The sequence below is a fragment of the Muriicola jejuensis genome (assembly GCF_010671595.1).
In the GTDB taxonomy this organism is placed as follows: domain Bacteria; phylum Bacteroidota; class Bacteroidia; order Flavobacteriales; family Flavobacteriaceae; genus Muriicola; species Muriicola jejuensis.
In genome coordinates this window covers 1,277,190-1,289,299 of record NZ_JAABOP010000001.1, presented here as the reverse complement: position 1 = coordinate 1,289,299, position 12,110 = coordinate 1,277,190, and the positions used below count along the sequence as shown (strand labels likewise).

Annotated in this window: 11 protein-coding genes; 4 read left to right on the top strand and 7 right to left on the bottom strand. The window is 43.6% G+C overall.

The features are described 5' to 3' along the window. Positions 1-158 precede the first annotated feature (158 nt). The 4 genes from GWK09_RS05680 to GWK09_RS05665 all read right to left on the bottom strand — a co-directional run bounded on the left by GWK09_RS05680 (position 159) and on the right by GWK09_RS05665 (position 2,712). A complete protein-coding gene (locus GWK09_RS05680; protein WP_163692021.1) occupies positions 159-959 on the bottom strand; it encodes a carbonic anhydrase in 801 nt (266 codons plus the stop codon). A 167-nt stretch (positions 960-1,126) separates the two neighbouring features. After that, positions 1,127-1,318 (bottom strand): hypothetical protein, encoded by a 192-nt coding sequence (locus tag GWK09_RS05675; RefSeq protein WP_163692020.1) that lies wholly within the window; start codon positions 1,316-1,318, stop codon positions 1,127-1,129. Between the two features lie 216 nt (positions 1,319-1,534). Then, on the bottom strand, positions 1,535-1,720 hold the full coding sequence (locus GWK09_RS05670) for a hypothetical protein (protein ID WP_163692019.1): 186 nt from the start codon (positions 1,718-1,720) through the stop codon (positions 1,535-1,537). Positions 1,721-1,983: 263 nt separating this feature from the next. Beyond that, complete coding sequence (locus GWK09_RS05665) at positions 1,984-2,712, bottom strand: DUF6090 family protein (RefSeq protein ID WP_163692018.1); 729 nt, start codon at positions 2,710-2,712, stop codon at positions 1,984-1,986. Between the two features lie 539 nt (positions 2,713-3,251). Here GWK09_RS05665 and GWK09_RS05660 point away from each other — a divergent pair. The 4 genes from GWK09_RS05660 to GWK09_RS05645 all read left to right on the top strand — a co-directional run bounded on the left by GWK09_RS05660 (position 3,252) and on the right by GWK09_RS05645 (position 6,463). Continuing rightward, positions 3,252-4,172 carry a nuclear transport factor 2 family protein gene (locus GWK09_RS05660; RefSeq protein ID WP_163692017.1) on the top strand — a complete coding sequence of 307 codons (921 nt, stop codon included), beginning with the start codon at positions 3,252-3,254 and terminating at the stop codon, positions 4,170-4,172. A gap of 254 nt (positions 4,173-4,426) precedes the next feature. Further along, entirely contained in the window at positions 4,427-4,870 is a 444-nt protein-coding gene (locus GWK09_RS05655; protein ID WP_163692016.1) for a hypothetical protein, read from the top strand. A 169-nt stretch (positions 4,871-5,039) separates the two neighbouring features. After that, entirely contained in the window at positions 5,040-5,537 is a 498-nt protein-coding gene (locus tag GWK09_RS05650) for a GNAT family N-acetyltransferase (protein ID WP_163692015.1), read from the top strand. Positions 5,538-6,088: 551 nt separating this feature from the next. After that, a complete protein-coding gene (locus tag GWK09_RS05645) occupies positions 6,089-6,463 on the top strand; it encodes a hypothetical protein (protein WP_163692014.1) in 375 nt (124 codons plus the stop codon). Between the two features lie 124 nt (positions 6,464-6,587). Here GWK09_RS05645 and GWK09_RS05640 read toward each other — a convergent pair whose 3' ends face one another. The 3 genes from GWK09_RS05640 to GWK09_RS05630 form a co-directional block, all read right to left on the bottom strand. Then, on the bottom strand, positions 6,588-8,339 hold the full coding sequence (locus GWK09_RS05640; protein WP_163692013.1) for a hypothetical protein: 1,752 nt from the start codon (positions 8,337-8,339) through the stop codon (positions 6,588-6,590). Positions 8,340-8,449: 110 nt separating this feature from the next. Beyond that, entirely contained in the window at positions 8,450-11,278 is a 2,829-nt protein-coding gene (locus tag GWK09_RS05635) for a type I restriction endonuclease subunit R (protein ID WP_163692012.1), read from the bottom strand. Continuing rightward, positions 11,278-12,105, bottom strand: coding sequence for a DUF2971 domain-containing protein (locus tag GWK09_RS05630; protein ID WP_163692011.1), 828 nt, complete (start codon positions 12,103-12,105; stop codon positions 11,278-11,280). Before GWK09_RS05630 ends, GWK09_RS05635 begins: the two co-directional genes overlap by 1 nt. Positions 12,106-12,110: the final 5 nt, after the last annotated feature.

Here is a 12,110-nt window from a genome sequence, read left to right as displayed (position 1 = left end):
ATGCGTAGAACCATTCAGGGTTTTTTTATGCTGTTCCGCAGGAGTTGCACTTCTGCGGCAAATCTGCCTGGTGCTAAAATCAGCGCAGCAGTTTAACTACTGCGCAACTATTTTACCCACCCCCAGCCCCTCCCAGGAGGGGAGAATATTGTCTTAATTCAGTTATAAGGTGATTCATACACCTTCACCACCCGGCCATTGAGCTCCTGTTCTCCCCGGTAGTTGTTCAGGGGCATAAGGCGTTGCAGTTCCTTTACCTGTTCCAGGGAAACGGTGATGGGCTCCTTAAAGACGATCCAGGTGACTCCTTCCGTACAGGGGGGCGTGGTGAGGGATCCCTTATACGTATAGTAATCCCGATTTGCCGGAAGGTTGGTATTGAGGTCAAAGTTTTGGTCTATGATCTTGGTCTCGCCCGGATCCAGGGGTAAGTACTGTTCCAGGAAGGTAAAGGGCACACTGCTTTCCCCTTCCATCGCCATGATGGCTAATACCACGATCTCATTTTGGGCATTGACGTGCACCATGTGCATCTCCAGGGGGTAGCGTATCCCGTTCAGGGTGTGCTCTGCGGCCTCGTGGAAGTGGATCTGCTTCAGGTCGTACCTCACATCCCAGAGGGAGATATAATCTCCTGCTTCAAAATTGTACTGTATTGTATGCCCGTTGTTGGCGACCTCGTGGATGCGCACCTGGCCGTAATAGTGGAGGTCGAGCGGCAACAGGTCGGGATCTTCCTGGGTTTGTATGTCGATGATGTTTACGGGGGATTGGTGTTTGCCCCCGCAGTGGGAGCGTTTCTCCAGTTCGGCCCAGTGCTCGGGGCCATTCTCCCCGGTGTAGGTCCAGTGAACTTCTTGGTTTTGGGCCAAATCTTCGTGTTGAGTTTGTGGTGCGTCTTTGCAGGAAACCAGGACCAGAAAGGCCAGGAACCCCGGGATTCCACTAACCGTTCTCATGGGCTATGGATTTTAAGAAAATAACACCACAAGGTAGAAACTCCCTTTTGCCCGGGATATGATAAAAGTCAGATAATATAAATTACGGTTCCGCAGGAGTTGTACTCCAGCCGGTCGGCACATTGCCAATATCCGCCCAGCAATTCAACTACTGCGCAACCTGTGCTTTACACGTATAATTGGCAGACATCACAATCCTTTACCTCCCCGTAATAGGTTTCCCGGTATTTGTGAAGGGTCTTTACGGGAATCCCGGCGACGTATTTTTTGATGTAGGTCACCTTGGTGGTGAGTCGGCCCATCCTGGGACTATATCGATTCTCGGATCTAGTTCTTCTTTTTACCTGTACAAGTTTCATACTCCTTCATTTTTGAAAGGCTGTAACCTAACAAAATGAAGATGTATTCCAAATACAGGGCGTTAAACTTTTGTTAGGAAGGACTGCGGAGCAGTAAATTCCAAGCACCAAACTCCAAATTCCAAAGGCTATTTTATTAATCAACTCTCTTGGAATTTGGGTTTTGGAATTTGGAATTTTCAATGGTGAGATCACCAAAGCAATATAACAGAGCTGCTAAGACTTTCTCACCATTGACTGTCCAATAACAAGTGCCATCAGCAGCCAGATAATAAAGGTCTCCCCGTGGGTCATCTCGTAGGTAGACCCCGCGGCCTTCGCCATAAAAAGGACGATGTACACTACGATAGGGGATAGGAGAAGGGAAATAGCCAGGTTGATCAGTGTTTTTTTGTAATCCATTGTGTTGTTTGTTAAGGGTTAGTGACGTGAATTTAATATTTCCATTTTAATTTCTTACCAATCAGTTCCTCAGGAGTCGCACTCTAGCGGCCATTCTGCCCCCAACCAAAATCAGCGCAGCAGTACAACTACTGCGCATCGGCGGTTACAATCTCCTCCCCTCCCGGAGGGAAGGAGAATGTATGCATTCCCATTCCCTCCTAATCGGAGGGATCAGGGGTGGGTAAAATAATGTGCAACACTGCCTTATTTTCTAAGTCTTATTAGTGATCTCCCCGAGCTTCGAGTTCCTCATCGATCAACCGGATCACCTCACTGGTTTTATCTACGGTTTCTAATTTGATATTTGTAGAGAACTGTCTCAGGGTCTTCCTAAAGCTCAGCATATTGAAAAACTCTTTGTCGTCCAGCCATTGTTCATAATCGTTGGGTATCCATTGATCCATATCACTGCTGAAATGTTTCTGATACAGGGGTATAACCACCGCCGGCCACAACTGATCTTCCAGTCGGCGCGTCTCCTGCATTAGAGTAGGGTAGGCCACTTCAAAAAGGTTCAGGATCTCCCTCCTCAGGCTGTCGTTTTTGATAAGGTCGAGCCCTTCAGACTTAAACGTCTCAAAGGCAGAGGCCGTCAGGACCACATCAGGCGCATAACTGGCTGTACTGAGGGATCTCGGCAGGGAGTCGCTGTATGGCAACCGATCTACGGGAAGCCGAAGGATATAATCAAAGTATTTGATGCTGTTTCTTTGTTTGACAATATCACTTTCAAGATTTTGAATATTGGTCTCCAGGTTGGTCCTGAGTTCCCTGAGCAAACTCAGTTCCCGCAGTTCTGATTTGCGTTCCTCATTCCAATTGTTGATCTGCAAAGCGATCAGGATCCCGATCACTACGAGCAGGATCTCCCCAATGGCATAGCGGGTGTATTTAAAGAACTGGTTGTCTTCAGCCAGTTTTTTTCGGGTCTTTCGGAAGAAGTGGATCATTCCTGGTGGGTCTTAGCATTCTAAGATAGGGAATATACCAATGATTTGCTTTGCTTGAATTATGGTCCTGCCTTTGTACAAGCATTTAGTTATTACCGTATCTATCTTTCTTTTTCTGTTCATTTTGGCTTGATCCAAAACGAACCAAAAGATCAAGAAGGTTTGTAGGAAATTTTTAGTCCGAATGTTTCGGTTGAGTCTTACTCTTTCAGTTTAGGACTAAAACCATGGTCTCGGCTTATCGCTCCATGCTCTTTTTCGCCTGCTTATCTGCTAAATTTTGAATTGCCAAATCACTTCACAGGCGAAACGCACTTCCGCTGGCCTCGCCATTATTTCTGGCAAACCTTCGTGTTAATCAAGATTAGACCCCTGAACACCAAGAGTTTTCTGAAAATTTAATGTAAATTTCCTCCCCTCCCGGGAGGGGCCAGGGGTGGGTGAACTTTTGCACAAAGATTTTCTAACCCCTTAAAAATCATTTAAATAAAAAATATTCACTACCTTATATCAGTTTAACCAACCTAAAACCAACCACAATGAAAAGAGGAATCCTCTGGGCCCTTACTTTGGGCCTGTTCATGGCCTACGGCCAGAAAGAAAAAAACGGAACCATTTACAAGGAACACGACGCCATCGCCAAGGTGAAGGCCATGCAGGCCGCCTGGGTGGCGGGAGACAGCGCAGCGGTGGCGAGTTATCTGCACGACGACTTTAAGGCCTACAACGGGTCAGACACCAACAAGGACCCAGACGGGGGTACCAAAACTGATTTTGCCGGGGGCGCCAAATGGTGGAAGAACAACGTGGCCTACCTTAGCTTGGAACCTTCCCCGGGGGCCTATCCCGATGCCCTGGAGTACAAGGACGGCCAGGTATGGGTGCAGACCTGGGACCAGATGAAGGGCGTACATAACAGTACAGGCGTGAAGATAGACGTGCCTGTACACCGCATGTACCGCTTTAAGGACGGGCTGATTGACATGGCCATCAGCTACCACAACGAGGCGGTCTACCGGGAGGTAGGCGAGAGCTTCCAGGACCGGCAGAACGGGATTGTCTGGAACCACCACGACAACATCAACAAGGTAAGGCGGATGATGCACGCCTTTGAGCACGGGGATACGGAAATGGGCTACAGCTTCTTTGATGAAAAGGCCCGCTTTAGCAACCTGGAAACCCCCAGGGGAGAGTCCCTGACGATGGATGAGTCCAAGGCCAACTTCAATGAGATGATGACTAAGTTTGAGATCAACTCCATTGATGTGGTGGGCTACCCGGATTATGTGGAATACGACCTCCGCGACGGCCGCACAGTCTACAGCTGGTGGGACATCCGCCTCACCCGTAAATCGGACCAAAAAAAGATCGTGATGCCAATCATGTACGCCCACGACTTTAACGAAGAAGGCAAGATCATACGATCTATGGCCTATATGAGTTCCAAATGGCTTGACTAACCCCACGTTTAGTCAGGAGAAAGATCCGGTTCTTTTAAGGGCCGGGTCTTTTTTTTGGGTTACGCAGTAGTTGTACTGCTGCGTCCATTCTGCCCGGTCCTAAAATCTGCGCAGCAGAGCATCTACTGCGCAACGTCCCCAATAGTAAACACCCTGTCTGCCCGCATTTGCACAGTACCCCCCTTCCCGTTCATCTAAAAAACCACCAGAATTGTCAGATTTAAAAAAGATCTTCGTTTTAGCTATAGATGTTATTGACAAAAAGAATATTGATAAAGAAAATACCTCTGTGTATCTTTCTTATCCTCCTCAGTTGTGGGAAAGATGATGCCGTGGGGGCATACGATGTTACCTGGGAAGTAAACGGGCAGGGAACAGCCAAAAGAATTCAGGGCGGGGGTTATGGCAATGAATATCAGGTACGTTTGCCCTGGTCCTCCAGTTTTAAAACAGACGATCCGGGTAATCTGGGGTTATTCGTCAGCTTAAATGATTCTACCCTGGAAAACGATGGCCTGGAAAGGATCACCTTAAAAGTAAATGGGGAAGTTATTGTTGAAAAAACTAAATGGATTCCCTTTGATTCCATAGCGCCCGGCATGGGACTACCCTATGATACCGGTTTATGGTTTTATTTAGAAAATACAGAGGGGAAAAACTATTCTGCACTACCGCCTGACTCATATGTTGGGGAGTAGATGCGACTCATCCAATCCCTAAAGGGCCAAACCTGCTTGCCGCAGGCAAGTTCCAAGGAAATACCAACCCCATTATTCTTATCCACCACGTTGCTTTAGCCAAAACTAGTTTATTCAAAGATCAGGAGCTGGGAAAATGCTATCTTCTCCTGTCAAAACTGCTCCATTTATGAACTTTCTTCCCATAACAACCCCCAGGCTTACCCTCCGGATGATCCGGGAAGAAGACGCTCCCTTTCTGGTGACCCTGGTACAGACCAAAGGGTGGTTGCGTTATATCGGGGAAAGGCAGATTACCGGTCCCGGAGAGGCCGAAGCTTACATCCGTAACCTCCTGAACCACCCGGGGAGACACTATCTGGTCATTGAGCATCAGGCAACGGCAGCCGCCCTGGGTATACTTTCGTTTGTGCAACGGAAGGAGTTGCCCGCTCCGGATTTCGGCTTTGCCCTGCTGCCCCAGGCGGAAGGCGAGGGGTACGCCCTGGAAGCCAGCCATGCCTTTCTCGCCCACCTTGCACAAACGGGGGAATACCCTATCCTATTGGCTATTACCGCGCCTGACAATGAGCGCTCTATAAGCCTGTTAAAGAAACTGGACTTTTCTTATAAGGAGGAGATCGAAAAAGAGGGGAAGACGCTGTTGCTTTTTCAAATGAGGTTATGAATAAGAGACTGCAGACAACGGAGTAGAAATCCCTCCTGCTCTCCACAGGCGGGTAAATTGGCATGGGAGATTTAAATTCCAATTTTCTCCCCTCCTGGAGTGAAGGAGAATGTTCCATTCCCATTCACTCCTAAACGGAGGGGTTAGGGGTGGGTAATTATCTCCCGCTCAAAACGAAGCTTTCTTTTTCCTTTTATGTCCATTTTTTCTTGATAAAAAATAGACGAAAAAATCAAGAAAGTTTATAGGAAATTTTTTGTCCGCATGCTTCAGTTGATTCGTTGTCAATCTGTCTGGGACAAAAACCGCGAACCCGGCTTGACGCTCCGTGCTATTGCGCATTCCCTCATAATAATTGGCTTGTGAAATGCACATGCGCTGGCCTCGTCGCTATTTCTGAAAACTTTCGGGGAGTACCAAAGAAGTTGTACCGTTCCGCAGGAGTTGAACTCCTGCGGTAAGTTGGCAATATGCTAAAAGCAGCGCAGCAGTACAACTACTGCGCAACGGGGTATTTGTGTTTGGAGATTCTTTTTAAGTAAATTTAAGTTATGAAAAAATTCGTCCTCATCCTTTCCCTCCTATTTCTTTCCTGTGCTCAAAATCTGGACCGGGAGATCACCCAAGAGAACTCCGAAATCCAAACCTCCATGAACAATCTTCTCAAAGAAATTGAGCATGACATGCTGACCCTGCTTGAAGATGGAGAACAGGATGGCCTTACATTCTACTACCTCAACAAAACGAGGCTCAGTCTGATGGATAAAATGGATAAATTCTCTTTTAATGAGAAGCCAGACCGGCTTACTCTGATCTTGGAGCTGAACCAGGAAAGAAGTAGGCTACTGAGATCATCCAGTCCCTCCAACCCCATTATCCAAAATCTGGATGCCCAGATCGCTGAGTTGAAGAAGAAGATGGAGTAGCTGACTGCCAAGCAGGGGGTTGCGGGTTCGAGTCCCGTCCAGACCGCATTTAAAAACCCTAACAGTTTGATTATAAAACTGCTATGGTTATTTATTTTTATTACTTCCCCGTATTATCCCCGAATTAATTAATTCCTGCTGATTTCTGTCCAAATTCTACCAACTTTTGAATTATTCCTCCACCCTGCATCAAATAATCCGGAATCGCACCTGCTTTTACCTTCTTTCGAATATAATTATCCAATGTTTGGAATTGTGCATATGGATTTCTTATTTGTTTAATATCAGTCGAGGATGCATAACCAGCTAAAAACTGATCTAGTTTGATACTTCTTTTCTTCAAAGCTTTTTGAAGTCGTTCTAATTCCCCAATATGTAGTATAACCAATCTACTTATTCGATATTCTTTAGATTCCAAAGGAATGCGTTTTTCATTCATTAGGTCGTAAAACTTTTTATTGAATATATATGTTGTTATACCCATCGATATTATTGGTTCATTTATAAGTAATACAGGATAAATAAAGAGTTTGCTTTTGGGTGTATTTGGGTCGACCTCGTACAAATATTCATTTATCCTAGCAATGCTCATATCCACAATTTGGTTTAGGCCAAACCTTTCATAAAATTCTTCCTTATTTATTTCCTTATAGTCTTCCAGAGAATAAACCTCTTTATATTTTATCTGCGGCAAAAAAGTTCTTTTAGCCTGAATAAGCACGATTTGCCTCTTTCTTCTGATAAGAAAATCAGCATATTCAACACCCTTAACCACTAGTTCATTGGTGCTTTTTATGTTTATGTCCTTTTGTTTATCAAATATTCGTCGTAGAATCGTATCAGAATACTCCTCGAAAAACTTCCCTACTTCACTTCCCCAGTCCTCTATTTTAATCCCCTTAGGTTTTAAAACATCAAAATAGAAATCCCAGAAAAAAAGATCGTAACACTTTTCTATTAAAAAAGTATTATCCATAAGTATGTAAATATCTTCATCTTTCCCCTCGGCACCTTCTAACTTGTATAAAGGAGCCTTTTTGATTTCCAAAAATTCAAACTTCTTAACCCCAGTGTTAGGTTTACCTCCACCACGTTTACTTAGCATATCCATACGTGCGATATGAAGTTTATTAGTTTTTTTAACCCTGTAAGCCTGGATATTTGTCATTCCGGAATCAAAGAAAAAGCCATTAGCTATAATTTTGATATAATCCTCAGCATCATTTATTTGATATAGTTGCGTAAATTCTTTTAATTCTTGTGAGTATTTAGACTTGATGTAATCAAAAAGACATCGACTTCTCTCGAGTAAGTTTATTGGATTTTGCACATAACTATATTGGTTATTAGGTATTTCTTTGAACATAAAAACTTCGAAAAATTCTGAACCCAAATTATCGGCTGTGATTTCTTCATCATAAACAGAGTTATAGTTTAGTAAGTCCTCGTTGCTTAGCAATAAAAATTTAAAAATTGCTTCAAAGTCTTGTGGATAAAACTTTATACCGATTATCTCTTCATGTTCAATTTGTTTACTAAATAACAAGTCATTAAGAGCATACAGACAACTAGTTCTAGTTGCTATTGCAATTCCCCCCCTACTATGCTCGAATATCTGTGAAAGCCTATCTAAATAAACTTTGCAATACTTTAAATTCTCTTTTACATTATGTATTTGAAAAATAGTAGAAATTATATTTATTTGATTCTCCAAAGTATAATTGAATTCCAATGCCAATGGAGCTTTAAGCTTATGGTTAATACTGGAAAAATTAGCTATCAATTCACTGCGTGGAATATGAGCTATTAATGAAAACCTGTCATTAGGCTTAGCGTCATTAAAAAAATCATCATATTTCAATATTCGTCCAATCACTTTACAGTTATTTCTAGATTTATTAAACAGTCTATTCAACCATCTGAAAATCGAATTTCTGATTCTCCTATATAGCTCCATTATATTCATAAATATGGAACAGATTAAGTTCATATCCCCTCCACAAAAGTCTCTATAAACTCCCGGATCTTGGCCATGATTTTCTTGGCGGCTGAGGCGCGTTCTCTCAGGCCTGGGCGTTCGTTCATGGCAGCAATGAGTTCGTCCCGTAAAGGTTCTTTTTGGGTGAAGAGGTAGTTGCTGATCACCGCCTGTACTTTTTCTGAATCCAGGTTTTCTTCCTGACTCAACTGAAGGATGCTCTTTTCCTTTTCACGGGTCCAGAATCTTTCGAATTCTTCATAGACTTGCTCGGAGTCTGTGATCAGAGGCAGGTTTTCCTCAATAAACTTTTCGATAAGTTCTTTCTTGCTTCTGAGCTGGGTTTCGGAGTCCAGGATGTCTGAAATGATCTTGCGCTGTTTCTCTCGCTCTTTGGGTTTTTGGTCCTTCAAGCCTGCCAGTAGTTTGAGGATGTAGGTGACGTTGATTTCATCCCGGTGGATAAGCTCCAGTTCGAAGTCGATGTCATCCAAAATGGAGGCCTTTTCTTTTGCATGGTCTTGCCTTACCTTGTCGTACAGGTCAAGGTATTTGCTCTTGTAATCTTCGAATAATTGTTCCGGAAAATCGAGGTCGTCTATCTCATATTCGGTAAAGGAGGTAAGCACGTTTTTGATCCGGATCAGATTGCGGAACGCCTTGACAAAGGCCAATTCTTCTTCCTCTGAAAGAAAGTCATTTATGCTGTCTACCGTGGGGGCAATTTCAAATAATTTGGAAGCGGCCTCCTTAAAATCTGCCACATAGTGATCGTAGGGTTCCAGGATGATTTCTTCTATGGCTTCCTTGTTGGAAAACAAGGTAATGGCCTCATCTGTAGCCTTCTTCAGGTTACGGAAACTCACCACATTCCCCTGGGATTTTACCTCATCCAGGATACGGTTGGTACGGGAATAAGCCTGAATCAATCCGTGGTATCTCAGGTTTTTGTCTACGTAAATGGTGTTGAGGGGCTTACTGTCAAAGCCGGTCAAAAACATATTGACCACCAACAACACATCAACTTGCCGGTTCTTTACCCGTTTGGCAATGTCCTTGTAATAGGCGTAAAAATCCTCCGTGGAATAGTTGGTTTGGAACATGCCGTTGTAGTCCTGGATAAAGGACTCCAACTGATCCCGGGAGTGGGAAGTCTGATATTCCGCCTCGGGTTCTGCAGCCATTAAAATATCTTCATCCGGGAGATACCCAATGGCATCTCCATCTTCCTCATTGGCCCGATAGGAGAAAATGGTGGCTACCTTCAACGGATTTTCTACTCCCTCCTGTTTCTGTTTAAAGAGCTGGTAATATTGAATCAACGTATCGATCCCCTGAACGCACATGAGGGCCGTAAACCGCCTGCTGTGGGTCTTCCTGTTGTGATTGAGCAGTATGTACTCCACCACCTTTTCCAGCCGCCTTTCGTCTTCCATGACCTCCCGACGGTTTATGTCTTCGATCTGAATGTCTACCACTCCTTCTTTTGATCGAAACGTGCTGATGTACTCAATGGAAAACTTCAAAACGTTCTGATCGCGTATGGCATCTGTGATGACGTATTTGTGCAAACACTCCCCGAACAACTCCTTGGTTGTGCGCTTCCCAAGGGCGTTTTTAAAGGCGTTATCTGCAAAGATGGGTGTCCCTGTAAAGCCAAACATCTGGGCATTGGGGAAGAAGTCTTTGATGCGCTGATGGGTTTCTCCAAACTGACTCCGATGACATTCGTCAAAAATAAATACGATGCGTTCTTGCTGTAATTTGGATGTCTTTTTGATATAGCGCTCCCGCTGGATGGCATTGTTTAGCTTTTGGATGGTCGTGACAATAAGCTTGGTATCATCTCCGAGCTGGCGCACCAGGGTTATGGTGTTATCCGTGGCATCAATACTGCCTTCGCTAAAGCTGTTGAACTCCTTGATGGTCTGGTAATCCAGGTCTTTGCGGTCTACCACAAAAACGGCTTTATACACCTCGGGGAGGTTGGTCAAAATCTGACTTGCTTTAAATGACGTAAGGGTCTTTCCAGAGCCCGTAGTATGCCAGATATAGCCATTTTTCTTGCTATTCTTCACCCTTTCTACTATGGCCTCTGTGGCGTAGTATTGATAGGGCCTCAGCACCATCAATTCCCCATTGGTGTTGAGGACAATGTATTTGGTGATCATCTTGGAGAGATGACAAGGCTCCAAAAAGGCTTCCGTAAAGGGCTTGAGTTGGGTGATCTTTTTGTTGTCCCTGTCTGCCCAGAAAAACGTTTGTTTAAAAGAACGGGCTTTGATAGAATTGTTGGCGTAGTATTTTGTATTCACCCCATTGCTGATCACAAACAACTGGATGAATTGAAACAGGCCCGAACCCGCCCCAAAACTATGCCGTTGGTAACGGTTGGTCTGGTTAAAGGCCTCTTTGAGTTCCAGGCCCCTGCGCTTGAGTTCTACCTGAACCAGCGGTAAACCGTTTACCAAAAGGGTAACGTCATAGCGGTTTTTATAGCGCCCTTCCATGGTGACCTGACTCGTCACCTGATACTGGTTTTTACACCAGTGAATCTGATTAATCAGCTCCAGATAGCCAGTACTCCTATCCTCTTTTTCGTAGGCGATACGGTCTCGTAGGGTCTTGGCTTTTTGGTAGATATTGCCTTTGGAAAGTTGATTAAGAATCTGACCGAACTCAAACTCTGAAAGAGTAATCTGATTATGTTTTTCAAGTTGGGATTTTAGATTGTTGATAAGACCCGCTTCATCTGTAATAACGACCTTTTTATATCCCAGCTCATGGAGCTGTTGCACCAGATTCTGTTCCAGGATGGCTTCTGGTTGGGTGGTCATTAGTTAAAACTATTTAGGTTAACTTGATTCCTTCGAAGGATTTCAACATCACCTATGTTAGACTTTACACTTCCTCTTAGCTCTTCTTCAAATTTAGGAGGCATTTTATCCCCTAGGATTATTGCAATTATTGCGTTTTGGGGTAAAGTCACCTTTCGGTCGGCTTGTGTCTCGTTATCTTTCAGAAATTTAATCGCCCTATATTCTTGTTCGAATTTCCACTCATTTGTTTTGTGGAATACCCTAATAAAAAATGCCTCATCCAAACTCATGAAGGGTCTTGGTTTAACGATAGGTAATTTTTCGACATATTTAACTGCTCCTCCACCTCCTAGGTAATTAAATAGCACTTCTGAATCATAAGCTACACAAAATCCTTTGTTGTTCTCAGAATATTTAGTCCACATCTGGTTATTATTATAATTAGCAGTAAGACTAAAAATGCCCTCTCTTTCAAAGTATTTTTCATTGTAATGACTCATCCATTCTTTAACCTTAATGGGGTCATTTAAGGGAGAGTTTTCTCTAAGTTCATTAATGAACTCTAAATGCTGAGTAGGTGAGAAATGAGGGTTACGTCTATGACTATAATCCTCAAATAGTTCTAAAATTTCATTTTTTGAAAGCAGGTCATACCGTGGCGGAGATTTACAGTCTAAATCATCTTCAAAACTTGTCGGTGAAGCAAAAAACACCTCCCGATTAGAAATAAAATATCGGTGAAATTGATTGGACCAAGTTCTGTATTTGAAAAGCGTTTTTGGAAAATCCACCTTGTTCTTTTCCAACCAAAAACTAACTCCATATTTCTTTGCAAAATCGATCATTATAA

What these genes read in the sequence shown, in the direction of transcription:
- GWK09_RS05630 (WP_163692011.1), bottom strand. Translation starts at nt 12,105, where the DNA reads ATGATCGATTTTGCAAAGAAATATGGAGTTAGTTTTTGGTTGGAAAAG.
- GWK09_RS05675 (WP_163692020.1), bottom strand. Translation starts at nt 1,318, where the DNA reads ATGAAACTTGTACAGGTAAAAAGAAGAACTAGATCCGAGAATCGATAT.
- GWK09_RS05635 (WP_163692012.1), bottom strand. Translation starts at nt 11,278, where the DNA reads ATGACCACCCAACCAGAAGCCATCCTGGAACAGAATCTGGTGCAACAG.
- GWK09_RS05680 (WP_163692021.1), bottom strand. Translation starts at nt 959, where the DNA reads ATGAGAACGGTTAGTGGAATCCCGGGGTTCCTGGCCTTTCTGGTCCTG.
- GWK09_RS05650 (WP_163692015.1), top strand. Translation starts at nt 5,040, where the DNA reads ATGAACTTTCTTCCCATAACAACCCCCAGGCTTACCCTCCGGATGATC.
- GWK09_RS05670 (WP_163692019.1), bottom strand. Translation starts at nt 1,720, where the DNA reads ATGGATTACAAAAAAACACTGATCAACCTGGCTATTTCCCTTCTCCTA.
- GWK09_RS05665 (WP_163692018.1), bottom strand. Translation starts at nt 2,712, where the DNA reads ATGATCCACTTCTTCCGAAAGACCCGAAAAAAACTGGCTGAAGACAAC.
- GWK09_RS05645 (WP_163692014.1), top strand. Translation starts at nt 6,089, where the DNA reads ATGAAAAAATTCGTCCTCATCCTTTCCCTCCTATTTCTTTCCTGTGCT.
- GWK09_RS05660 (WP_163692017.1), top strand. Translation starts at nt 3,252, where the DNA reads ATGAAAAGAGGAATCCTCTGGGCCCTTACTTTGGGCCTGTTCATGGCC.